Annotated in this window: 17 protein-coding genes and 1 riboswitch; of the genes, 8 read left to right on the top strand and 9 right to left on the bottom strand. The window is 74.5% G+C overall.

What is annotated here, in order from left to right; genetic code table 11:
• Nucleotides 1-63: 63 nt before the first annotated feature.
• Together LPA42_RS23705 and LPA42_RS23700 are read right to left on the bottom strand one after the other, a co-directional pair.
• Entirely contained in the window at nucleotides 64-1,110 is a 1,047-nt protein-coding gene (locus LPA42_RS23705) for an extracellular solute-binding protein (protein WP_077938857.1), read from the bottom strand.
• 61 nt (nucleotides 1,111-1,171) lie between these two features.
• On the bottom strand, nucleotides 1,172-2,335 hold the full coding sequence (locus LPA42_RS23700) for an ROK family protein (protein WP_091275251.1): 1,164 nt from the start codon (nucleotides 2,333-2,335) through the stop codon (nucleotides 1,172-1,174).
• A 502-nt stretch (nucleotides 2,336-2,837) separates the two neighbouring features.
• Between LPA42_RS23700 and LPA42_RS34220 the strand changes: the two genes are divergently transcribed.
• Nucleotides 2,838-5,555, top strand: a complete 2,718-nt coding sequence (locus LPA42_RS34220; RefSeq protein WP_077938855.1) for a sugar-binding protein — start codon at nucleotides 2,838-2,840, stop codon at nucleotides 5,553-5,555.
• Between the two features lie 98 nt (nucleotides 5,556-5,653).
• On the opposite strand, the gene LPA42_RS23685 is transcribed toward LPA42_RS34220, so the two are convergent.
• From LPA42_RS23685 to LPA42_RS23670, 4 genes are all read right to left on the bottom strand, one after another.
• Nucleotides 5,654-7,996: a hypothetical protein gene (locus LPA42_RS23685; protein WP_077938854.1), complete on the bottom strand. Its 2,343-nt coding sequence runs from the start codon at nucleotides 7,994-7,996 to the stop codon at nucleotides 5,654-5,656.
• The gene (locus LPA42_RS23680) at nucleotides 7,993-8,997 is read right to left on the bottom strand and encodes a glycosyltransferase family 2 protein (protein ID WP_255378735.1); all 1,005 of its coding nucleotides are present in this window, start codon (nucleotides 8,995-8,997) and stop codon (nucleotides 7,993-7,995) included. Before LPA42_RS23680 ends, LPA42_RS23685 begins: the two co-directional genes overlap by 4 nt.
• Nucleotides 8,998-9,100: 103 nt before the next feature.
• Complete coding sequence (locus LPA42_RS23675) at nucleotides 9,101-10,837, bottom strand: glycoside hydrolase family 3 protein (protein WP_228986862.1); 1,737 nt, start codon at nucleotides 10,835-10,837, stop codon at nucleotides 9,101-9,103.
• A gap of 104 nt (nucleotides 10,838-10,941) precedes the next feature.
• Nucleotides 10,942-11,433 carry a DUF3145 domain-containing protein gene (locus LPA42_RS23670; protein ID WP_043966937.1) on the bottom strand — a complete coding sequence of 164 codons (492 nt, stop codon included), beginning with the start codon at nucleotides 11,431-11,433 and terminating at the stop codon, nucleotides 10,942-10,944.
• 326 nt (nucleotides 11,434-11,759) lie between these two features.
• Between LPA42_RS23670 and LPA42_RS23665 the strand changes: the two genes are divergently transcribed.
• The 5 genes from LPA42_RS23665 to LPA42_RS23645 all read left to right on the top strand — a co-directional run bounded on the left by LPA42_RS23665 (nucleotide 11,760) and on the right by LPA42_RS23645 (nucleotide 17,998).
• Nucleotides 11,760-12,089, top strand: a complete 330-nt coding sequence (locus LPA42_RS23665) for a hypothetical protein (protein WP_074474676.1) — start codon at nucleotides 11,760-11,762, stop codon at nucleotides 12,087-12,089.
• Between the two features lie 282 nt (nucleotides 12,090-12,371).
• On the top strand, nucleotides 12,372-13,295 hold the full coding sequence (locus LPA42_RS23660) for an alpha/beta fold hydrolase (RefSeq protein ID WP_043966933.1): 924 nt from the start codon (nucleotides 12,372-12,374) through the stop codon (nucleotides 13,293-13,295).
• Nucleotides 13,296-13,498: 203 nt separating this feature from the next.
• Nucleotides 13,499-15,616 carry an AAA family ATPase gene (locus LPA42_RS23655; RefSeq protein ID WP_077938852.1) on the top strand — a complete coding sequence of 706 codons (2,118 nt, stop codon included), beginning with the start codon at nucleotides 13,499-13,501 and terminating at the stop codon, nucleotides 15,614-15,616.
• A gap of 106 nt (nucleotides 15,617-15,722) precedes the next feature.
• Nucleotides 15,723-16,637, top strand: coding sequence for a cation diffusion facilitator family transporter (locus tag LPA42_RS23650; RefSeq protein ID WP_043969258.1), 915 nt, complete (start codon nucleotides 15,723-15,725; stop codon nucleotides 16,635-16,637).
• Between the two features lie 153 nt (nucleotides 16,638-16,790).
• A riboswitch (cyclic di-AMP (ydaO/yuaA leader) is annotated at nucleotides 16,791-16,920 on the top strand.
• Between the two features lie 4 nt (nucleotides 16,921-16,924).
• The gene (locus LPA42_RS23645; RefSeq protein ID WP_077938851.1) at nucleotides 16,925-17,998 is read left to right on the top strand and encodes a hypothetical protein; all 1,074 of its coding nucleotides are present in this window, start codon (nucleotides 16,925-16,927) and stop codon (nucleotides 17,996-17,998) included.
• A gap of 49 nt (nucleotides 17,999-18,047) precedes the next feature.
• Here LPA42_RS23645 and LPA42_RS23640 read toward each other — a convergent pair whose 3' ends face one another.
• Complete coding sequence (locus tag LPA42_RS23640; RefSeq protein ID WP_077938850.1) at nucleotides 18,048-18,497, bottom strand: hypothetical protein; 450 nt, start codon at nucleotides 18,495-18,497, stop codon at nucleotides 18,048-18,050.
• 77 nt (nucleotides 18,498-18,574) lie between these two features.
• The gene (locus tag LPA42_RS23635) at nucleotides 18,575-18,937 is read right to left on the bottom strand and encodes an STAS domain-containing protein (protein ID WP_043966924.1); all 363 of its coding nucleotides are present in this window, start codon (nucleotides 18,935-18,937) and stop codon (nucleotides 18,575-18,577) included.
• Nucleotides 18,938-19,278: 341 nt separating this feature from the next.
• Between LPA42_RS23635 and LPA42_RS23630 the strand changes: the two genes are divergently transcribed.
• Nucleotides 19,279-19,422 (top strand): hypothetical protein, encoded by a 144-nt coding sequence (locus LPA42_RS23630; RefSeq protein WP_158229444.1) that lies wholly within the window; start codon nucleotides 19,279-19,281, stop codon nucleotides 19,420-19,422.
• Nucleotides 19,423-19,577: 155 nt separating this feature from the next.
• Nucleotides 19,578-19,985: a hypothetical protein gene (locus LPA42_RS23625; RefSeq protein ID WP_077938849.1), complete on the top strand. Its 408-nt coding sequence runs from the start codon at nucleotides 19,578-19,580 to the stop codon at nucleotides 19,983-19,985.
• A 138-nt stretch (nucleotides 19,986-20,123) separates the two neighbouring features.
• Here LPA42_RS23625 and LPA42_RS23620 read toward each other — a convergent pair whose 3' ends face one another.
• Nucleotides 20,124-22,886 carry a cellulose-binding domain-containing protein gene (locus tag LPA42_RS23620; protein ID WP_077938848.1) on the bottom strand — a complete coding sequence of 921 codons (2,763 nt, stop codon included), beginning with the start codon at nucleotides 22,884-22,886 and terminating at the stop codon, nucleotides 20,124-20,126.
• Between the last annotated feature and the right edge of the window lie 219 nt (nucleotides 22,887-23,105).

Raw genomic sequence — 23,105 nt, 5'->3', positions numbered from 1 at the left:
CCCCTTCTCACCCCGCTGGGCAGGGCCCAGGGCGCGCCGCGCCCGCCCCGGGTGCCGCCGTGGTCAGCCCTTGTTCTTGATCTGGCTGTTCCAGTGGTTGATCCACTCGGTCTCGTTCTTGCCGATCACGTCCCAGTTGACGTCCAGCGGCTTGAGGTTGAGCTCGGCCAGCCACTGCGGCTTCTCGGCGATCTCCACGGCCGGGATCTGGTAGTAGTCCTTGGCCAGGTCGGCGCGGAGCGCGTCGTCGAAGAGGAACTCCATGAACTTCTGCGCGCCGGTGGTGTTGCCGCCCTTGACCGCGGCGATGCCGTCGACGAGCACCGGGGCGCCGGAGGCCGGCATCACGTAGCCGAACGGCATGTTCGACTGGTTGGCCTGGAGCAGGATGTCCTGGAGGTTCCAGGCGCTGAGCACGCCCTGCTGGCGGGAGAGCTTGAGGTACAGGTCGGCGGGGTTGGCCGCGTACGAACCGGTGTTGGCGTCCAGCTTCTTCAGCCAGTCGTAGCCGGGCTGCGGGTTGCTGCCGTCCGGGGACTGCCGCATGATCATCGACGCGTAGATCGACCGCATGGTGCCGGACGCGGCGACGTCACGGATGACGATCTTGTCCTTCCACTCCGGCTTCAGCAGGTCGTCCCAGTCCTTCGGGGCCTGCTCCGGGGTGAGCGCCTTGTTGTTGTACATGATGACCTCGGGCAGCAGGATCTCCCCGAACCAGCGGCCCTCGGCGTCCTTGTACTTCGCGTCCATCTTGGCGGCGAACGCCGGCTGCCAGCCGGTCAGCAGGTCCTCGGACGCGCCCGCGGAGAGCCCCTGCTGGGTGCCGCCCCACCAGACGTCGGCCTGCGGGTTGGCCTTCTCGGCCCGGACCCGCTCCAGGATCTCCTGCGCGCCCAGGTTGAGGATCTCCACCTTGCCCTTGTACTCGGGGTACTTGGCGGTGAACTGGTCCACCACGAAGGTGGAGACCTTCTTGTCGCGGGCCGTGTAGATGGTGAGCTTCTCGGCGCCCGCGTCGCCGGACGCGTCGTCGCCACCGCCGCCGCAGGCGGTGCCTGCGGCGAGGACTGTGGCCAGCGCACCGGCGAGGAGAAGGCGACGTCTCATGGGGTACCTCCGAGGGGTTCGGGTCGGGTGGAGCCAGGGGGTGGGCAGCTGAGGGGCGGAGCTAGGGGGCGGGTAGCAGGGTGGGCAGCCCGGTGGCCGCCGCGGAGAGGGCGTAGCTGACCGCGCCGTGCAGCACGGCCCGGTCGCCGAGCACGGCCCGGCGGACCTCGGTGGTGCTCGGCGCGGCGGCGGCGACCAAAGCCTGGAGCCGGTCGACGGCCGGGTCGTCGAGCTGGGCGGCGGCGCCGCTGAGCAGCACCCGGCCGGGGTCGATGACGCAGACGCAGGAGACGATCAGCCGGGACCAGGCGGTCAGCACCTCGTCGAGGTACGCGGCGGCGCGCTCGTCGGCGCGCGCCAGCTCGACCAGAGCGGCCACCGGGGCGTCGGGCCGCCGGCCGGGGGCCAGGGCCACCACCCGCTCGGCGACGGCGTTCTCCGACCAGCGGGCCTCGAACGGGCCGACCCCGTCGTGGCCCCGGTCGGCCGGGTCCAGCGGCAGGAAGCCGACCTCGCCGGCCGCCCCGCCCGCGCCCCGGCGGACCTGGCCGTCGAGCACCAGCCCCGCGCCGATGCCGTCGGCGACGTGCAGCAGCAGCAGGTCGGCGACGTCGCTGCCCGCGCCGGCTGCGTGCTCACCGGCCGCCATGAGGTTGACGTCGTTGTCCACCACCACCGGCACGCCGAGGTGCCGCTGCACCGCCTCCCCTATCGGCCGGCCCTCGACGAGGCCGACCGAGGGGGCGAGCCGGACGGCGCCGCCGGAGGAGACGCCGGGCGCGGCGATGGCGACCCCGCGCAGCGCCGGCAGGCCGTCGCCGGCCAGCTCGGGCACTGACCGGCAGATGGTGTCGATGATGTCGCCGGCGAGGCGGACGGTGCGGTGGGCGACGACGGTGCCGTCGCTGTCGGCGATCTCGCAGCTGAGCCGGGACGGCTCCAGGGAGACGGCGGCGACCAGCTCGGCGCGCGGGTTGAACTCCAGCATCGCCCGGGGGCGGCCGGCGCGGGACGCCCCGGGCCCCCGCTCGATGAGGTAGCCCTCGGCGATCAGCTCGCGCACGAGTGGGGTGAGCGTGGCGGGGCTCAGGCCGGTGAGCTCGGTCAGCTCGGCGCGGGAGAGCACCCGCACCTGGCGGGCGGTGGAGATCACGGACAACCGCTTGATCTCCTTCGACCGCTCCCGGCTCACCGGGCTCGTTGGTGGCGTCACCACGTCAGTCACACTTCCTTCCTACGGCGAACGAACTATCGAGTCAAGTAACGAAAGCGTCTCGGCCCACCCGAGGAACCCTCACGAACAGGGAAAACGCCCCGCTTCGGCCCCGATGTCGGATCGGGGGCGCGCGACCGGGCCGGCACCCGGAGAGGTGGACCGGCCTGAATTTATTTCTTTTGCAAAGAAAGAAAGACCTTGCAAAGCATTGACGGGCCGCCGCGCCGGTCCCTAGCGTCACCGGGCGAAGGCCTTCCAGTGTGTACGGACACCCGCGCCGCCGCTGTACCCGGTGACGGAGTCCGCGCCGCTGCCGTACCGCCGGTGACGGCACCCCCGCCGTCGCCGTACCGCGGCGTTTCCCGCCGCTGCCCAGCCGGTGGCCCGGCACCGCCGCGGCCACCGGCTCCGCCCCACCGTCCCGCCGCCCGATCAGCGACCCCGCGTCGACGCCGCGCGTCCGACGGCGATGGCCGCTGCCCGGACCCGGGACAGTTCCGGAAGGATCCGCATGCGCATCAAGGCGTTCCTGCTACCCACGGCGCTAGCCCTGGCCCTGTCCGGGGTGCCCGCCGCCGCCCTCGCCTCCCCCGCCGACGCAGCCGCCGACCGCCACGGCGGCCGGGCGGGCGACACCGTCGACCTCGACGTCCTCTTCGTCAGCGCCCACCCCGACGACGAGGCCGGCAGCCTCGCCACCCTCGGGCAGTGGAAGGAGAAGTACGGCGCCAAGGCCGGCGTCGTCACCATCACCCGCGGCGAGGGCGGCGGCAACGCCGTCGGCCTCGAAGAAGGCCCGCCGCTCGGCATCATCCGCGAACGCGAGGAGCGCACCGCGATCGGCCGGGCCGGCGTGGAGAACCTCTACAACCTCGACCGGGTCGACTTCTGGTACACGGCGTCCGCGCCGCTGTCCGAGCGCATCTGGGGACACGACGACACGCTCGGCCAGATCGTCCGGGTGATCCGGCAGACCCGGCCCGAGATCGTCATGACCATGAACCCCTCGCCGACCCCGGGCAACCACGGCAACCACCAGCAGGCCGCCCGGTTCGCCGCCGAGGCGTTCCACGCCGCCGCCGACCCGGCCGCGTTCCCCGAGCAGCTCCGCAAGGAGGGCCTCAAGCCGTTCCGGGCCGCGAAGTTCCTGCGTACGGGCGGCACCGGCACATCGGCCGCCGGGCCCGAGTGCGCGTCCAGCTTCGTGCCGACCGTCCCCACCGACCAGGTCTTCGGGGTCTGGGAGGGCACGCCGAGCGCCACCGGCAAGACCTGGGCCGAGATCGAGGTCGACGCCCGCCGGGAGTACGTCACCCAGGGCTGGGCCGGCACCGCCGCCGCCCCCACCGACCCGACGAAGATGCGCTGCGACTTCTACACCCTGGTCGACAGCCGTGTCCCGTACGACCCGGCGGACGCCTCCCCCGAGGCGATCCTGCGCGGCTCCGTGCTGCCGAACGCGGCCGGCGGGCTGCCCCGGGGCACCGAGCTGTACCTCACCACCGACCGGTTCGACCTCGCCCCCGGCGAGACCGTCAAGGTCACCGCGCACGTGCGAGCGCCCCGGGACCGGGCACTGGCCGCGCCGCGGATCGACCTGCGGCTGCCGCAGGGCTGGACCGCCAAGGGCTCCGGCGCGCTGCGGGGCAGCGTGCCGGCGGGCAAGGAGCGGACCGCGACGTTCACCGTCACCGTCCCCGCCGGCGCCGACACCAACCAGCAGCAGCTCGTCGGCGCGACCCTGACCACCCGGCAGGGCGTCGGGCGCACCGACCGGGCCGTGCGGGTCGTCGCCGACGTGCGTGGCACCCTGGAGCCGCTGCCCGAGGTGGGCGTGTTCCGCGAGTGGGCCGGCGAGGGCGGATACCCGCAGCTCGACACGCTGATCAAGCCGGTGCTCACCATCGGCTCCGGCAAGAGCCGGTCGGTCCGCGTCGACCTGCGCAACCATGGCGAGGCCACCCGCAGCGGCACCGTCACCCTCGGCCTGCCCGCCGGCTTCACCGCCGACGCGGCGACCAAGAGCTACACCGGCCTGGCCCCCGGCGCGACCGGGGCGGTCACCTTCACCGTCACCAACACCGACGCCACCCTGCCCACCGCCAACGCGGGCGGCACCGACGGCGACTACGGCATCACCATCACCACCACCAGCGCCGCCGGCAGCACCGTGGAGACCGGCGCGCTGGAGATCGTGCCGACCACCGAGGTCCCGCAGGCCGGCCACGACCACGCGGTCGACGGCGTGGCCTCGGCCGGCGAGTACCCCGGCGAGGAGCTGGACTTCTCCCGCATCTGGGAGGGTCAGGCCACCACGCCGCAGGACGCCTCGGCGAAGGGCCGCATCGCCTGGACCGCCGACGCCCTCAAGGTGTTCGTCCAGGTCACCGACGACGTGCTCGGCCGCAAGGTCGTGCCGCAGGACTGCAAGCGGCAGCGGCGCACCGACAGCGTCGAGATCATCGTCGACCCGAAGGGGAACTCGACCGACACCTCCACGGTGTTCAAGGCCGGCATCTTCCCCGTCACCGACGACCCGGCCAACGGCGACCCGCCGTGCTGGCAGCGCGACGCCGACAACCGGCAGGGCCCGGGGGCGACGACCGCGCCGGGCATGACCGTGGTCAGCAAGGTGACCAGCCCGTACGCCGGCTACACCATCGAGGCCAGCATCCCGTTCGCGGTGCTGCCCGACGCGGTGGACCCGAACCGGATGGGCTTCAACGTCCTGGTCTACGACTCGGACACCCAGGACCTCAGCTCCCAGTCCCGGCTGGGCTGGTCCACGTTCACCGGCGTACGGGCCGACCCGTACCGCTACGGCCTGGCGACCCTGCCCGGCTACACCCCGGCGGCGCGGCAGCCCAGCGCCCCGGTCTTCCCGGACACCGCCGCGCGCAGCGTGCACAGCCCGCAGACCATCGCCCAGTCGGCGGTCGACGGGGTGGCCCCGGCCGCCGTGGCGCGGCTGCCCGAGAAGGCGCTGCGGCTGACCGACCAGCGCCGGGTCCCCGGCGGGGTGAAGGTCACCCTGCGCGCCGACCGGTCCGGCACGGCCTACCTGTACGCCTGGGACGGCTCCGCCGCCCTCGGTGACCGGACGGTCGAGCTGAAGGCGAACCGGTCGGTGACGGTCGTCGTGCCGGTCGCCTCGGGCCGGCCGACCGCCCTGCTGGCCGCGTACGAGTCGCACGGCGCGGCCGTGGCCCGCAGCCTCCCGCTGCGCTGACCCTCCTGAAAGGAGGGGCCCCTTGTTAACGCATTCTGTTGTACAAGGGGCCCCTCCTAACACCTGGGCCGGGGCGCACGGACCCACCGGGGCGCGCCTCAGCGGAGGCGGTAGACGGCCATCCGGGCGTTCGTGTAGCGCAGGTCGGCGAGCGTGCCCAGGGCCGGGGACTCCGGCGCGACCCGCCGGTCCACCACCAGCCAGCGCACGCCGTACGTGTCGCGCAGGTCGGCCAGCCCCTCGGCCGTGGGGGCGGTGAACGCGGCGTCGTTGGCGCGCAGCCGTCCGGCGTCCCAGAACGGGGCGTACGGGCCACCGGGCAGGCCCACCATCCGGGGCGCGAACGCCCACCCCTCCACCAGCACCGAGCGCTCCGTGTAGGCGCTGACCCAGAACGACCGGGCGTCGCACCAGCCGTTGACCACCGCCCGGCAGTGCGCGTTGGTGGCCACCACGTCGCCGGGCGCGCTGTGCTCCTGCACGTAGCGGGCCGCCGCCACCCGGGTCGCCGGCATCCGCTCCACCGGGTACGCCCCGCCGTTGGGGAACCGGTGCGCGGCGGCGGCGTCCAGCACCAGCCCTGGCGCGCCCGCGACCAGGGCGGCCGTGAGCAGCACCGCCCCGCCCCGGCCGGCGAGCCCCGGCCAGCGCCCGACCAGCGCCGGCCAGCACAGCCCGACCAGCAGCGCCACCGCCGCCAGCGCCGCCGTCCAGGTCAGCAGCGGCAGCACCGGCGCGTACGCCGGGGTCGACGGCGACGCCGCCGGACGCCACAGCTGGACGGCGGTGAGCAGCACGGCGAGCCCGGCCGCGCCCGCGCCGAGCAGCGCCCGGCCCCGCGCGCCCAGCGCGGCGGAGTCGACCAGCTCGGCCCAGCCCCACGCCGACAGGATCACCCCGAACGCGAAGCCGGCCCGGATGAAGTACTGGTTGCTGCTGCCCGGGTGCCCCACCAACAGATAGATCGCCGGGCCGGCGAGCGCACCGCCGAGCAGGAACACCTGCACCGGCTCCAGCCGCCAGCGGCGCAGCCGCAGCAGCGCCACCGCCCCGGCCAGCCGGAGCTGGAGGTTGAGCAGGAACGCGACGAACACCGCCACCCACAGCAGCGCGGTCGTCCCCGCCGGGCGGCCCGTCCCGACGTACGGCCGCAGCCCCGAGAACGGGTCGACCGTCACCCCGTGGCTCTCGAACGCGAACAGCACGGCGGTGGCGAACAGCTGCGCGGCCAGCGCCAGCCCGGCCGCCGCCAGCACCGCCCGGGGCAGGGTGCGCCGGAACACCAGCGACACCGCCGCGGTGAACGCCAGCGCGGCCAGCACCACCGGCACCGAGCTGGCCTTCGCCCCGGTCGAGGCCGCCAGGAACAGCGCCGCGAGCACCCACGCGCCGCGCCCCAGCGCCGGCACCGCCGAGCCCCGGGCCCGCCCGACCAGCTCGCCCAGCGCCGCCACCAGCGGCAGGAGCAACACCCAGCTGTACGTCATCGACGGGCTGCCCCACACGATGAACGTGGCCTGGGTGCCGAAGAGCTGGCGGATCCCGTTCTCGTAGCCGAACTCGCCGACGGTGAACATCAGCGCGGCGGCGGCCACCCCCGCGTACGGCCGGCCGGTGACCCGCCAGCCGACCACCGCCGCCAGCACGGCCGCGAGCGCGCAGAGCGTCGGCACGCCCAGCCGGAAGAACACCGTCGGCAGGTCCACGCCGCTGACCAGGCTGGCCGCCGCGAAGTGGGCGAAGCCGAACCAGTGGTAGTGCAGGGGCTCCCCGGCGACCTGCGGCACGTCCAGCGGCACCTGGTGGGTGGCCGCACCGGCCAGGGAGAGCTGGAACGCGAGGTCGATGTATTGTGCCTGCCCCTCGTCGGTGGGCAGTACCGGGTTGACCCGCAGGAACGACTCGTAGAGATAGAGGGTGAAGCCGGCGACGACCCCCGCGAGGGCCCAGGCCCAGCCCGTCGGCACCGGGGTGTGCCCGGTGGCCCGCGGGTGCCGGCGCAGCCGGGGCACGACGGCGAACGGCACGAGCACCGCCAGGGGCCACAGCCACAGCAGGTGGGGCAGGCCGGCTGCGGTGAACGCCGCCCACCCGGCCAGCTCCAGCACCAGGCCGACGGCCGCGCCGAACGCCACGTCCTCGACGAGGGTGTGCGGGCGGCGGCGCAGCGCGCGGAACACCAGCGTGCCGGGCAGCAGCACGGCCAGCAGCGCGTAACCGGTCCAGCGGGCCACGTCGGGCGCGGGGGTGCCGGTGGCCAGCAGCGCGGCGACGACGACGGCGTAGCCGGCGACGGCCGGGGCGTACCGCAGGGCGGCGGGACGCCGGGCGGGCCCGCTGCCGGCCGCGCCGCCGGTCGCGGGGTCGACGGTCGCGGGGTCGGCGGTCGCGTCGCGGCGGGGGCCGGCCGGGTCGGTGCCGCCGGAGGCGAGCGCGGTCACCGGAGGCTGTCGGCCAGCTCGGCGGTGCCGCCGGCCGCCGGCCCGTCGGCGTCGGCCGCGCCCGGCCCGCCGGTGTCGCTCGCCACGAAGTACGCCGGGCGGCCCTGCACGGCCGTGTAGATCCGGGCCACGTACTCGCCGAGCAGGCCGAGGCAGAGCAGCTGCACCGCGCCGAGGAAGAGGATCGCCACGTACAGCGAGGGCCAGCCGGTGACCGTGGAGCCGGCCAGCCAGGCGGCGACGGCGACGACCACCAGCACCCCGCACACGGCCACCCCGACCAGCCCCAGCCAGGTGGCCACGCGCAGCGGCGCGGCGGAGAAGCTGGTGACGCTCTCGGCGGCCAGCCCGGCCATCCGGGACAGCGGGTACTTGGTGCGGCCGGCGGCCCGTTCCTCGCGCTGGTAGGTGACCTCCCCGCTGGGGAAGCCCAGCCACGGCACCACCAGCCGCAGCACGGGGCTGCGCTCGGGCAGCTCCCGCAGGGCCTCCACGGCCGCCCGGCTGAGCAGCCGGAAGTCGCCGGCCTGGGCGGGCACCTGCTTACCGACCAGGCGACGCATCAGCCGGTAGTAGCCGGTGGCGGTCCACCGCTTGAAGCGGGTGTCGCGGCTGCGGTCGGCGCGCACCCCGTACACGATGTCGAGGCCGTCGGCGCGGGCCCGGCGCAGCATCTCGGCGACGGTCTCGGGCGGGTCCTGGAGGTCGGCGTCGAGGCTGACCACCCACCGGCCCCGGGCCCGCAGCACCCCGGCGACCAGGGCCGCCTGGTGGCCGCTGTTGCGGCGCAGCCGCAGCACCCGCAGCTGCGGCCAGCGGGCGCGCAGCCCGGCCAGGCCGGCGGGGGTGCCGTCGGTGCTGCCGTCGTCGACCACCAGCACCTCGTACGGCTCGCCGAGGGCGTCGAGGACGGCCCGCAGCCGCGGGGCGAACAGCGGCAGCACGCTCTCCTCGTTGAACATCGGCACCACGACCGACAGCGCCGGCTCCGGTCGCGTCACGGGCTCGCCTCCGTCTCGTCTGCGGCGCTCGGACAGCCGCACGCTACCAGCCGGGCCCGGCCCGCAAGGCCCGTGCGCGCCGACCTGCGACCGCCGGCCCGGGTCAGTTTCCGCAGGTCGTCGCGGGCAGCCCCGACACCGGCACCGGGGAGCGGCCGGTCGGGCGGGCCCGGCCCGCGAGCACGTTCGCCAGCGCGGTCATCGACGCGGCGCTGGAGGAGTACGTCGCCAGCAGCGTCGGCGACTTCGCCTTCGCCAGCACGTACGGGGTGTCCATCGCCACGGTCACCGCCGCGTCGGCGGCGAGGTCGCCGTTGCCGTCGCCGTACCCGACGAGGTGCACCCGGGTGCCGCCGCTCGGCACCACCTTCACCCCGGCGGCGGTGAGCGCCTGCGTCAACAGGTCGCGGGTCTTCTCCCGGCCGCCGGAGGAGGTGACCGTGACGGGGGCGGCGACCCCCTTCGTGCAGGAGCCGCGCAGCACGGTGACCGCGCCGGCGGCGAGCGCCTCGGCGGCCCTGCGGTGCTCCGGGTCGTTCAGCGTGGACATCGCCGGGGCGGGCGTGCCGGCCAGGGTGAACTTCATGGTCAGCACCCGGGTCGCCGCCTCGACCAGCCGGGCCCGGGGCAGCGAGCCGTCGCGCAGGGCGGCGAGCAGCCCGTCGTACGCCTGGGTGACGTTGGGCGGCATCAGGATCAGGTCGTTGCCGGCCTTGAGCGCCCGCACCGCCGCCTCCCCCGGCGACCAGCGCTTGGCGGGGGCCATGTTCATGCCGTCGGTGATCACCACGCCCTTGAAGCCGAGCTGGCCGCGCAGCACGCCGGTGAGGACCTTGTGGGAGAACGTCGCCGGGGTGCCCGGGTCGACGGCGGTGACGTCGAGGTGGGCGGACATCACGGCGAGGGCACCGGCGTCGATGCCGGCGGAGAACGGCGGGAACGCCGTCGAGTCGAGGACCTTGCGGCTCTGGCCGATCACCGGCAGCTCCTCGTGGGAGTCGGCGGCGCTCAGGCCGTGGCCCGGGAAGTGCTTGACGCTGGCCGCCACCCCGGCGCCCTGCAACCCGCGCACCGCGCCGGCCACCTGCGCTGAGGCGCGCTTCGGGTCCGCGCCGAACGACCGGGAGCCGATCACCGTGCTGCGGGTGACCAGCACGTCGGCGACGGGGGCGAAGTCGAGGTTGATCCCCATCGCGGCCAGCTCCTGGCCGGCGGCCCGCCAGGCGGCCTCGGTCAGCGCCGGGTCCCCGGCCGCACCGGCGGCCAGCGGGCTGGGCAGCAGGGTGACCCCGTCGGTGATCCGGGTGACCACCCCGTACTCCTGGTCGGTGCCGATCAGCAGCGGGGCCGCGCCGGCGGGCAGCTTCCCGGCCGCGTCGCGCAGCCCGGTGGTCAGCTCGCGGACCTGCTGCGGGTTGTCGACGTTGGTGGTCTCCTGGTTGCCGGAGGTCGGGTCGTCGGCGCTGAAGCCGACCAGGATGAGCCCGCCCAGCCGGTACTTCGCCACCATCTCGGCCGGGGTGTCCACCCCGGCGAGGGCCCGGTTGCCGGCGGCGGAGCCGGTGGAGACCTTCGTGGCGTTGTCGCCGTACGCGTAGGGCATGAGGACCTGGCCGACCAGGTCCTCGTCGGCGAGGGTGCCGACCAGGGCGGCGGCGCGGGCGGCCGGGTCGGCGGTCGCGGTCGGCGCGCCCGACGGGGTCGGGTCGGCCGCGGCGGGGCTGGCCGACGGGGCGGGGCGGGGCCGGTCCGGCTCCCCCGTGCACCCGGTGAGCAGCACGGCGGTCAGGGCGGCGAGCGCGACGCCGGCACGTCGCGGGGAGTTCGACACGCGGTCCATCCCACCAGTTCACCCCTTATCGGGGCAACTCGGCCCGGTCAAGCCGCCGCGCCGACACCGGGGTGACCGGCCGCATCCGGGCGGGGACGCGGCCGGGGCGGCCCTCAGCCGACGCGGGTGAGCAGCGTCACCGGCGCGCCGTCGCCCGCGTACCGGTAGGGCTCCAGCTCGGCGTCCCAGGCCGTGCCGAGCGCCTTGTCGAGCGCGTGCGCGAGGGCCTCGGGGGCCCGCGCGGCGGCCATGATGCCGCGCAGCCGGTCCTCGCCGAGCTGGATGTCGCCAGCCGCGCCGACGGTCGCCCGGAACAGGCCCCGCCCCGGAACGTACATGAAGCGTTCGCCGTCGACGCCCGCGCTCGGTTCCTCGGTCACCTCGAAACGGATCATGGGCCACTGCCGGAGGGCAGCAGCCAGCTCGGCGCCCGTCCCCGGGCGACCGGTCCACCCGCACTCGGCCCGGCGGGCGCCGGGATCGACGGGCTGGGCCGTCCACTGCAGGTTGACCGGCGCGGCAAGGACGCGCGCGATCGCCCACTCGACGTGTGAGCACACGGCGAGCGGGGTCGAGTGGACGTATACGACGCCACGCGTTGGCACGGTGACCTCCCGGAGAGCGAGGTGCGTCTTCCCCTACGACCTCGACACCCGAGTGGCTGTTGGAACACATGATGACTGGTGGGGCGGATGGTGCGCCAGGGAATCGGAAAATTCGCCGCCCCGGACGGGGGACGGAATGCCGGGCCGGCGGCCTCGGTTGTGCCCTCCGACAGTCGCGGTGACCAGCCAGGCATCGTGGTCGTGTACAGTTCTCTCGGCGGCTTGTGCCGCGCACATCTTCGGCGGGGCGAGGCTCTTCCCGGGCGTCCCCCGTCACAGCCCCCGGACGTTCCCCGTCCTCCCGTACGTCTCCAAGGAGTACCTCCGTGGCGAGCAACACCTCTAAGACCGCGCGCGCGTCAGTCCGGGCCGGCCAGGCTGGCCAGGGTGGGGCCCTCAGCGTGCTGGGCGAGTTCAAGTACCTGATCCCGCTCAACGGCGGCAAGCACGCCTACGTGCGGAACCTGACCAACGGCAAGACCGCGCACCTGCGCACCGACTCCGACGCCTTCGTCGAGGAGATCCGGGTGCTGGCCGCCGCCGGCCACGCCGCCAAGATCCGGGCCGAGCTGAACAGCCTCGCGGCCGCCCACCCCGACCACGGCTGGGACGCCACCGAGAAGCGCCTCGCCGAGGCCGGTGTCTTCGGCGGCTGAGCCCGCCGCGACACCCGCTCGACCGCTCCACCTGCGACAACCGCTTCACCTGCGCCACCGCGAACCGCCCGCCGGGCCACCCGGCGGGCGGTTCGCCGTCTGCACCCCGCTCCCGCGCCCCTCTGGGCCGCGGAGGTGAGAAGGGGACCCTTCTCTACCGCAGGCGTTAAGAAGGGGCCCTTCCTTGCACAGGGTTGGCGTGGTGTCATGGCGGGTAGTCGGTTTGTTACTGCTGGGTCACCCGGCGGTGAAGTTTCCGTGGCGGCCCGAGGGGAGGCGGCGATGCCGGAACACGTGGAGGTGCGGCTCACGGACGACGTGCGCCTGCACGTCGAGACGTCCGGGCCGGCCGACGCCGACGTCACCGCCGTCCTGCTGCACGGCTGGACGCTGGACGGGCGCAGCTGGCACCGGCAGCTCGCCGAGCTGCGCGAGCGCTTCGGCGACCGGGTCCGGGTGGTCACGTACGACGCCCGGGGGCACGGCCGGTCCGGCTGCATGGCGCTGCGCACCGCCACCCTGGCCCAGCTCGGCGACGACCTGGCCGCCGTGCTCGACGCCGTCGCGCCGGCCGGGCCGGTGGTGCTGGTCGGGCACTCGATGGGCGGCATGACGATCATGGAGTACGCGCACCGGCACCCCGGCCACTTCGCCGCCCGCACGGCGGGGCTGGTGTTCGTCTCGACCACCGCCGAGGGGCACACCCACACCGTCTACGGCCTCTCCCCCCGCATCGCCCGGCTGATCCGGCTGGCCGAGACCACGGGCGCGGGGGTGCTGGCCCGCTGCGGCGCGTGGCGTCCGCCCCGGGCGCTGCTGCGCGCCCTGCGGCCCAGCATCCGCTGGATGCTCTTCGGCGACCGCTGCGACCCGACCGACATCCGGCTGGTCACCTCGGCGGTGGCCCGGGCCACGCTGCGCTCGATCGGCGGGTTCCGGGCGTCGATCGGGGCCCAGCACCGGCTGGACACCCTCGCGGCGCTGGCCCACCTGCCGGCGGCGGCGCTGGTCGGCGACCGGGACCGGCTCACCCCGCCGCCGTGCGCCGAGTCGATCGCGGCGGCCCTGCCGGCGACGGAGCTGACGGTCTGCCCGGGCGCCGGGCACATGCTGATGATGGAGCGGCCCGAGCAGGTGAACGCGGCCCTGGCCGGGGTGCTGGGCCGGGTGCTGGCGGGCGCGCCGGAGGCGTCCGCGCCGCGCTGACCGGGGGCCCCGACGGGGCCTGGCCGGGGCCGCGGCGGCGCCGACCGGGGGCCCGCGCCGGCCGCCCGGGACGTGGGGTGGATCGCGGCGGCGGCATGGCCCCGCGAAGCCGTCAGCTGCTGGCCGTACCCTCACCCGGTCACCCCGGCGCGCCGCCGCGCCCCTGGCGCGGCCGACGCCGCCGTCTGCGAGGAGCCCGTACGTTGACCGACCGCACGACCCTGGAGCAGGAGATCGCCGCCGAGCAGCGGCACCTCGACCGGGTGTACGCCCGCCTCGCCGAGCTGCGCCGCTTTGCCGCGCAGGCCGAGAAGGACGGCTACCGCCTGGCCCGGGTGGGCAACTTCGGGGCGCTCGTCGAGCGGGACGCGATGGTCTTCCACGCCGCCCAGCGCCGGCACGTGCTCGATGCCGAGCACGAGGGGCTGGTCTTCGGCCGGCTGGACCTGCGCGAGGGGCAGGTGCTGCACGTGGGGCGGCTCGGGGTGCGCGGCGAGGACGCCGAGACCCTGGTCGTGGACTGGCGGGCCCCGGCCGCCGCCGCCTTCTACCAGGCGACGCCCGCCCAGCCGCTGGGCGTGGTGCGGCGGCGCACGATCTCCTCGTCGGCGGAGCGGGTGACCCGGATCGAGGACGACCTGCTGGATCCGGCGGCGGCCCCACCGGACATGGCGGTGGTGGGCGACGGAGGGCTGCTGGCGACCCTGTCCCGGGCCACGGGCCGGGGGATGCGGGACATCGTGGCCACGATCCAGCGCGAGCAGGACGAGGCGATCCGCTCCCCCGCCTCCGGGGTCACGATCGTCTCGGGCGGGCCGGGCACGGGCAAGACGGCGGTGGCCCTGCACCGGGCGGCGTACCTGCTCTATTCCGACCGCAGCCGCTACGCGGGCGGCGGCATCCTGGTGGTGGGCCCGTCGGCGGTGTTCGTGGAGTACATCGCCTCGGTGCTGCCGTCGCTGGGCGAGGAGACGGCGACGTTGCGCTCGCTGGGGTCGATGTTCCCGGGGATGGGCGCGACGCGCACCGACCTGCCGGAGGTGGCGGCGGTGAAGGGTTCCCTGCGGATGCGCCGGGTGCTGGAGCGGGCGGTGCGGGACGCGGTGCCGGGCGGGCCGGGCGAGTTGCGCCTGCTCTACCGGGGTGAGCTGCTGCGGCTCGACCGCCGGGAGCTCGACGGCATCCGGGACCGGGCGCTGGGCCGGGGGGCCCGCCGCAACGAGTCGCGCCGGGCGGGCTTCGACGGGGTGTTCGCGGCGCTGTGGGCGCAGGCCCGGCGGCTGGGCATCGGCCGGCTGCCGGAGCAGCGCGCGTTCGAGGACGAGATCGCCGAGCGGCCCGAGTTCCGCGAGTTCCTCAAGGCGTGGTGGCCGCGGCTGCACCCCCGGCACGTGCTGGGCTGGCTGGCCCGCCCGGACCGGCTGCGGCGATACGCCGCCGGGGTGCTGTCCCAGGCGGAGGTGGGCCTGCTCGTCGAGGCGTACCGGGCGCTGGACGTCGAGGGGCTCACGATCGCCGACGTCGCCCTGCTCGACGAGCTGGACGCGCTGCTGGGCAAGCCGCTGCAGCCGAAGCGGGCGAAGCGCGACCCGTTCCAGCTCGCCGGGGGCGTACGCGAGCTGAGCACGCATGCCGACCGGCAGCGCGCGGCGCGGGAGGCGGCCCGGGAGCGGCCCGAGGACTACCGCGACTTCGCGCACGTGGTGGTCGACGAGGCGCAGGACGTGTCGCCGATGCAGTGGCGGATGATCGGCCGGCGCGGCCGGTTGGCGTCCTGGACGGTGGTGGGCGACCCGGCGCAGACCGCGTGGACGGGGGACCCGGAGGAGCTGACCCGGGCCCGGGACGCGGCGCTGGGCCGCCGCCGGCGGCACCAGTTCGAGCTGACCACCAACTACCGCAACTCGGCGGAGATCTTCGCGGTGGCGGCGGCGGAGATCCGCCGGCTCTACCCGGACCTGGCGCTGCCCCGGGCGGTGCGGTCCACCGGCGTGGCCCCGGTCGAGCTGACCGTGCCGGCGGCCGAGCTGGCGGCGGCGACCGTCGCGGCGGTCGGCGACCTGCTCGGCGAGGTGGAGGGCACGGTCGGGGTGATCACGCCGGTGCCGCGCCGCGACGAGGTGGCGGGCTGGCTGGCGGGCCGGGCCGCGCCGCGCCTGCAGGTGGTGACCAGCCTCCAGGCCAAGGGCATGGAGTACGACGGGGTGGTGCTGGTCGCCCCGGGCGAGATCCGGGCCGACCCGGGGTCGGGCGTGCGGACGCTGTACGTGGCGCTGTCCCGGGCGACCCAGCGCCTCGTCACCGTCGAACCCACGGGCTGATCCGGCGCCCGGCCGTTCCCCGGCCGGACCGCTGTCGATCACTTGCACATATTGCGATGTGAGCATAGATTGGGCCGGGCGGGGATCACGGACGGAGGGTGTGGGCGTGGGCGCAGGTCATGACCACCACCACGGGGCGGCGAACGCGGCGGACCGCCACTCGGGTCGACTCTGGGCGGCGTTCGCGCTGCTCGCCGCGCTGATGATCGTCGAGGCGGTGACCGCGCTCGGCACCGGCTCGCTGGCGCTGCTCTCCGACGCCGGGCACATGTTCACCGACGTGCTCGGCATCGGCATGGCGCTCGCCGCGATCACCGCCACCCGGCGGGCCACCGCCGACCCGCAGCGCACGTTCGGGCTCTACCGGCTGGAGGTGCTCGCCGCGCTCGGCAACGCCCTGCTGCTCAGCGGCGTCGCCGTCTACGTCCTCGTCGAGGCCGTCCGCCGCTTCGGCGACCCGCCCGAGGTCACCACCGGCCCGATGCTCGTGGTGGCGGTGCTGGGCCTGCTCGCCAACGTCGCCGCGTTCGCCCTGCTGCGCAGCGGGGCGAAGGAGAGCATCAACCTGCGCGGGGCGTACCTGGAGGTGCTGGGCGACCTGCTCGGGTCGGTCGGCGTGATCGGCGCGGCGGCGCTGATCATGGCCACCGGCTGGTGGTGGGCGGACCCGGCGGTGGCCGTCGCGATCGGCGTGTTCATCCTGCCCCGCACCTGGCGGCTCGGGCGGGCCGCGGTGCGCATCCTGGTGCAGGCCGCGCCGGAGCACCTCCAGGTGACCGCCGTGCACGACCGGCTGGCCGCCGTGCCCGGCGTGGTCGAGGTGCACGACCTGCACGTCTGGACGCTGACCTCCGGCATGGAGGTCGCCTCGGCCCACCTGACCATGGCGCCCGGCGCGGAGGTCGGCGCGGTGCTGACCGCCGCCCGCACCGCCCTGCACGAGGACTTCCACATCGAGCACGCCACCTTGCAGGTCGAGCCGGGAGCCGCCCGCGACGGCTGCGGGCCGGCCGGCTGGTGAGACCGAGGCTCATCAATTTTCGCGACATTCGTGGCCGAATGACTGACTTGACAGGCTTCATCCGCGTACCCTCCGTCACGGAAGCAGCGCTGGTCCCACGCGCACCGGTAGGCTCGGCCCCGGCCATCGCCGGGCGGCGCCCTCCGGCGCCTGTGGTGGCCGCCGCCTAATCGCCTGCGGGCGAGCCGGGGAACCATGTTTGTGGGGTGCATCCGCTCCAGCGGTAGGGATCTTCCGTCCCGAACCCGTCAGCTAACCCGGTCGGCGGCTGACGGAAGGACATGCATATGCCAGTAGTGGCACCTGTAGGAAGGATCGCCGCCCGGGTGGCGGCGGCGCTGGTGCTGACGCTCGCCGTCGGCCTCGGGGTCGCGCCGGTGACGCCGGCCGGGGCCGCGCCGCCCGTCGGCCTGCTCGCCGCCGCACCCGGCGACGACGAGGAGGGCGGCACTCCCGCCCTGCGCGCCCAGCTCGAGGCGGCGAGCAAGGGCTACCTGGAGGCCAAGACCGCCCTCGACCGGTCGGTGAAGCGGCAGCAGCAGCTCGGCGGCCAGCTCAAGACGGTCGAGGCCGAGCTGGTCACCCGCGGCACCAAGGTCGGCGAGATCGCCGGGGTGGCGTACAAGAAGGGCCGGCTCACCGCCGCCTCGGTGCTGCTCGACAGCAGCTCCCCCGAGGGGTTCCTGGACCGGGCCGCCGCGCTCGACACGATCGCCGCGAACGAGGACCGGGCGCTGCGCGAGCTGCTGACCACCCGGGACGAGGCGACGAAGACCCGGCAGGCGCTCGACGGCGAGATCCGCGAGCAGCGCAAGCAGGTCGCGCTGATGGGCAAGCGCAAGGAGCAGGCCGAGCGGGCGCTGACCGTGGCCAACAACAAGGCCAGCAGCAGCGGCGGCGGGTCCAGCCCGGGCGGCACCTCCAGCGCGAACGCCACCCCCGCGAAGCGCAACTCCGACGGCTCCTGGCCGGCGGAGTCGTGCAGCGTCAACGACCCCACCCCCGCCAACGGCTGCATCACCCCGCGCACCCTGCACGCGCTCAACCAGGCCAAGGCCGCCGGCTTCACCCGGTACGTCTCCTGCTACCGGCCCGGCGGCTCCGGCGAGCACCCGAAGGGGCGGGCCTGCGACTTCGCCGCGCAGAAGGGCGGCTTCGGCGGCGTGGCCAGCGGCGGGGACCGCACCTACGGCAACAACCTGGCGGCGTACTTCGTGCGCAACGCCGACCGGCTCGCCGTGCTGTACGTGATCTGGTTCAAGCAGATCTGGCTGCCCAGCAGCGGCTGGAAGGCGTACAGCGGCGGAAACGGGGACCCGTCCAGCGACCACACCAACCACGTGCACCTGTCGGTGATCTGACCCGCGCCCGCCCCGGCGGCCCTCCCCCGACGGGACGGTCGCCGGGGCGCTACGCCGCCCGGCCGAGCACCTCGCCGAGCCGGCGGGCCAGCCCGAGGTGCGCCGAGCGGGCCTGCCGGAAGGCGTACGCGAACAGCGGCGTCGGTGCGACCAGGGTGATCTCCACGTCGACGCGGACGAGGCCGTCCGGCTCGTCGCGCAGCCGGGTGTGGTTACGCACCGTCGTGGCCGGCCGCTGCCGGGCCACCGTGACGATCTCGTCGTCGGTCACCACGAGCACGTCCGCCTGGTACGTCACGCCGAAGCGCACCGGCCCGGCGGCGAGCTGGTCGGTGATCGCGTAGCTGGCCAGGGCGCCCGGTCGGGACGACAGCCGGCGCACCCGCGTGATCAACGGATGCAGCTCGGTCTGCCGGGCGGGATCGCTGAGCAGCGCCACCGCCTCCGCCCGCGAGCAGCGGGCCTGGACCGAGTACTGGAAGCTGTCGCGCCGGGGCATCCGTCGATCGTCCCCCACCCGGGGGCGTGGGGGAAGGGTCGAAGGCCCCGGCGCGTGGACCAGCGCGGGCGGCCGCGTCAGGCGCCGGGCAGCACCTCAGGGGTGGCCGTGCCCGCGAGGTAGGGCTCCGGGGCACCGAAGAGCCCGAGCAGGCCGGTCACCCAGAGCTGCCGGTGCACGAACCGGCTCGGCTCGGTGACGACCAACTTCACCCCGCTGACCTCGGCGGTCTGGAAGCCGGCCACCATCGCGCTGATGCCGACCGAGTCGATGAAGGTGACGAGACGCATGTTCAGCTCGATGCGGGCGGGCCGCCCCTTGGTGAGCACCTCGGCGATGGCTTCACGCACCTCGTACGCGGTGTCGACGTCGATCTCACCGCGCGGGGCGATCTCGATGACACCACCGGAAAGAACCGACTTCACGATCGACAGGCTCACGCGAGCACCTCCACTCGCCCGTTGACGGGCGCCTCATCAGTACGCGGGCCGCGACCGAGAGTATTCCTCCGATGGCCTCGGTCGCCACCCCTCGGGATGAGCAATTCGTGGATCAGGGCAAAACACGTTGCCCTTATCCGGACTTTTCAGATCCTGTTTGCCGCACGACCGGCCCGGGGGCCGGTGTCGCCGACCCAGGGTAGCGGTCCCCTCCGACCTTTGCGCGCACCCCGCTCCCCGGGCGTGTGCCCACCCGGCCGCCACCGGCGGGACCCGCCACCGTTGCCCGCCCCGCCTAGCATCGGCGACGTCCACACCCGTAGCTCGGAAGGGACCACCCCATGATCCGGAGACTGGCCGGCCTGGCCGGCGTCGGCGCGCTGCTCGCACTCATGCTGGCCTGCGGCTTCGGCGGCGCCGGGGACGACGACGATGACGACGACGACGACTTCGCCCGGGGCGCGGCGGTGGTGTCCGTACGCTGAGGGCACGGCCGGCGCGCCGGGGGTTTGCGGTGGCGTCGGGTGGGGCACTGCCCCGGTGGGCGGACCGCGCCGGGGCAGACCCCGGGCGACCGCCCACCGGACCCACGCCGCAGTCCGAAGTGGCCGCAAGCTTCGGCACCCGAGGAGGTAGCACGATGTTCGGAACCAACCTGCTGGAGCGCCGCAGCAAGCCCGAGCGGATAGCGGACCAGGCGTGGCAGCACCTGGCCTCCGCCGTCGCCTCCGCCGGGGACAGCGTCCGCGACACCGCCCGCTCCGCCCGGCGCAGCGGCTCGGGCCTCGCCGACGAGGCGGGTGACCTGGTCGGCTCGGCGGCCGACGAGGCGCGCCGCCGGGCGGTGCTGGCCTTCGACGCGCTCGCCGGTCGCCGGCCCGCCCTGCCCTGGGCGCTGCTGATCGGGGCCGCCCTGGCCGGCGCGGCGATCGGCTGGGCCGCCGGTTCGGCGGCGCGCGCCGCCGGGCGCCGGGGCGAGCGCGACGTCGAGGAGATCGAGTTCGTCGACGTCGACCGGCCCAACTCCCCGGTCGGCCTGGACGGCTGAGCCCTGGGCGGCTGGGCCCTGGCGGGCTGAGCATCCCCGGCCGGCCGTCGCCGGCCCTTCGAGACGCGAACCGGGCCGGCCTCCGTGCGGGGAGGCCGGCCCGGCGTTTCGGGACCGCGCGGGGCGGTCAGTGTGCGGTCAGTTGGCCGTGCAGGTCAGGATCGCCGGGGTCGAGTTGGCTCCGGTCCCGCTGGCGACGAAGCCGAAGGTGGTGCTGCCGCCGACGGGCAGCGTCCCGTTCCAGCCCGCGTCCCGCACCACGACCTGCGCCCCGGTCTGGGTGTAGGTGCCGCCCCAGAGCTGGGTGATCTGCTGGCCGCCGGGGAAGTTCCAGACCACACCCCAGAAGCTCTTCGCCGAGCCGCTGTTGTTCTTCACGGTCACCTCGCCCTGGAAGCCACCGGACCAGGAGGTGGTCACCTTGTACGTCGCCGAGCAGGCCCCGGCCGGCACGGGCGTGCCCGTCGGGGTGGCCGGCGGCGTCGTGGCCGGGGGCGTGGTCGCCGGAGGCGTGGTGGCCGGGGGCGTCGTCGCGGGCGGCGTGGTCGCCGGCGGGGTGGTCGCCGGGGGCGTCGTGGCCGGCGGGGTGGTGGCGCCGCCGAGCCGGTCGGCGACGATGATGCCCCGCCCGTTGGTGCCCAGGTAGGCCCGCCCGTAGACGCGCGGGTCGCCGGTCAGGGCCTCACCCGCGTTGCCGTACTGGTGCTTGTCGTCGTTGATCCGGACCCAGGCCGCGCCGGTGTTGTCCGACCGGAACAGGCCGGCCTGCCCGTCGACGGTGCCGAAGACGAACAGCGCCGGGTACGTCTGCCCGGGGGCCGCCTTGCCGAAGCCCACGTTCACCGCCGACGACACGCCGGCCTGCTTGGCGAAGGTGGCCCCGGAGTCGGTCGAGCGCCACAGCCCGCCCTCGCCGGCCAGCCAGATCTCGCCCTCCTTGCCGGGCAGCGCCTTGAACTTGACGTTCCCGGTGCTCGGCAGCCCGGTGGCCGCCGACGCGGTGAAGCTCGCCCCGCCGTTGGTGCTGACGTAGAACTTGCCGCCGGAGAAGCCGTAGAACTTGTTCTTGTTGACCCGGTCGGACTCGACGACGGCGTTGGCCGGGATCCCGGTCGCCGCGGTCCACGAGTTGCCGAAGCCCACCGAGCGGACGACCTGCTGGCCGGCGTCGCCCGGCGACCAGACGAACTGGCTGCCGTCGGCGGACGCGGCGACGGTGCCGCCGTTGTTGATCCCGCCCGGCTCGCTGCCCTGGAACCAGTTGGCCCCGCCGTCGGTGGAGAACGCGACGTGGCTGTCGTTGGGGCGGTCGGCGTCGGTGAAGTTGCCGGCCCGCACCATCGTCGCCGGGTTGCTCTCGGCGTAGTCGATGCTGGTGGTGCTGGTGAAGACCGGCTGGCTGAAGATCTTCGCCGGCACCGCGTCGAGGTCGGTGTGCCGGAAGCCGCCGAGGTCACCGAGCGCGCTGACCAGCGGGGCCCCGGTGGGCGGGCTGATCAGGTCGAGCACGGCGGTCTCCTCCAGGCCCTTGACCATCGGCTTGATGGTGAGCTGACCGCCGGTGTCCCACTTGGTCAGGTCGGTGCTGCCGTAGATGGTCGCGCCGGTGCCGTACATGAACCGGTTGGAGTCGTGCGGGTCGATCTCGACCGACTCGTTCATCCAGCCCAGCTTCGGCGTCTCCTCCGGCGGGGCCGGGTTCGTGCCGAAGGTCAGCCACGGCACCGAGGAGATGTCCATGGTGTACTTCTTGCTGCGGTCCGGGTAGCTGGTGAACTCCCAGATCCGGGACCAGGTCGCGCCCCCGTCGGTGCTGCGCCAGAAGATCGCGTCCGGCCACCAGGAGATCTGGGTGGCCACCATCAGGGTGTTCGGCTTCTGCCGGTCGATGGTCAGGCCGGAGTAGCCGAAGTACGCGTCGGCGCTCGACGACGGGATCGGGCTGATCTGCGTCCACGCGCCGGTGGCCCGGTTGAACTTCCACACGTCGCCCTTGGCGCCGTCGTACGGGCCGCCGGTGTCGCTGGTGGCGATGTAGAGGTAGCCGCCCACCGGGTCCACGACGCCCTTGTGGGCAAGGTAGCCGGTCGGCTGGCCGGGGATCCGCTCCCAGGTGGTGCCGCCGTTGGTGCTGCGGTAGACCGGGTTGGCCTTGTCGGCCACGCCGACGTAGATCGTCTGGGTGGTGTTGCCGGCCGTGCCCGTGCTCTTGTCGAACGACACCCAGGTCAGGCCCTGGTTCTGGCTCTGGTAGCCGGTGGTGTCGTTCGGGTCGGCCTGGTAGTTGCCGACGTTGGGGAAGTTCGCGACCTTGGCCCAGGTCGCCCCGTAGTCGGTGCTGCGCCACAGGCCGTTGCCGCCCTCGGCGCCGTAGTAGATCGTGCTGTTCTTGTTCGGGTCGACGGCGAGCCGTTCACCCATGCCCCGGCCGGGCATGTTGCCGCCGTTCTTGAACGGCAGCTCGGTGACCTGCCAGGTCGCGCCCTTGTCCGACGAGCGCAGGATCGCGCCCTTGTTCGGGTCCCAGTCGTTGGTGTACATGCCGACGGCGGCGTACACCCGGTTGGTCTGCACCGGGTCGGTGGCGACGCTGACCACGCCGTTGTAGCCCCACTTGTCCGCGCCGACCCAGTCCAGCAGCGGCGTCCAGGACTGGCTGGCCTGCTCCCAGCGGTACAGTCCGCCGATGTCGGTGCGGGCGTAGATCAGGTTCTTCTCGGTGGGGTTGTAGACGATGCCGGGGACGAAGCCGCCACCGTCGATCCGTACGTTCTTGAAGGAGTACGGCTCCGAGGCGGCCGCGACCGCCTCGGTGGACGGGGCGACGGTGAACTGAACGGCCACGACTGCCGTGGCAGCGGCCAGCACGGTGGTGACCGCGCCGACGAGACCTCTCCGCATCTGCGGTTTCCTCTCGGGGATGCCCGTGGTGGTGGGACGAGCACGACGTCGGCGGTCGACGGACGACCGTGCCCAGGCCCGACGTCGGGGCGCGGGAAGCCTGCCCTGGCTTCCCACCGGCGCGCGTGGCTCCCGCTGCCGAGGAAGGCATTCACGGTAACCTCTACCGGGCCGAGTTAGGAAGCACTCCCAACAAACTCGCCCGGCCGGCGGGCCGGC

It is taken from the genome of Micromonospora sp. DH13 (assembly GCF_020873825.1).
Classification (GTDB): Bacteria; Actinomycetota; Actinomycetes; order Mycobacteriales; family Micromonosporaceae; genus Micromonospora; species Micromonospora haikouensis.
Note: the sequence above shows the minus strand (reverse complement) of the source record. Positions and strands in the feature narration are given on the sequence as shown.

Bases quoted from the DNA above. Each gene is read 5' to 3' on its own strand.
- LPA42_RS23705 (WP_077938857.1), bottom strand. From the start codon at position 1,110: ATGAGACGTCGCCTTCTCCTCGCCGGTGCGCTGGCCACAGTCCTCGCC.
- LPA42_RS23630 (WP_158229444.1), top strand. From the start codon at position 19,279: ATGATCCGGAGACTGGCCGGCCTGGCCGGCGTCGGCGCGCTGCTCGCA.
- LPA42_RS23625 (WP_077938849.1), top strand. From the start codon at position 19,578: ATGTTCGGAACCAACCTGCTGGAGCGCCGCAGCAAGCCCGAGCGGATA.
- LPA42_RS23645 (WP_077938851.1), top strand. From the start codon at position 16,925: ATGCCAGTAGTGGCACCTGTAGGAAGGATCGCCGCCCGGGTGGCGGCG.
- LPA42_RS23640 (WP_077938850.1), bottom strand. From the start codon at position 18,497: ATGCCCCGGCGCGACAGCTTCCAGTACTCGGTCCAGGCCCGCTGCTCG.
- LPA42_RS34220 (WP_077938855.1), top strand. From the start codon at position 2,838: ATGCGCATCAAGGCGTTCCTGCTACCCACGGCGCTAGCCCTGGCCCTG.
- LPA42_RS23660 (WP_043966933.1), top strand. From the start codon at position 12,372: ATGCCGGAACACGTGGAGGTGCGGCTCACGGACGACGTGCGCCTGCAC.
- LPA42_RS23675 (WP_228986862.1), bottom strand. From the start codon at position 10,837: ATGGACCGCGTGTCGAACTCCCCGCGACGTGCCGGCGTCGCGCTCGCC.
- LPA42_RS23620 (WP_077938848.1), bottom strand. From the start codon at position 22,886: ATGCGGAGAGGTCTCGTCGGCGCGGTCACCACCGTGCTGGCCGCTGCC.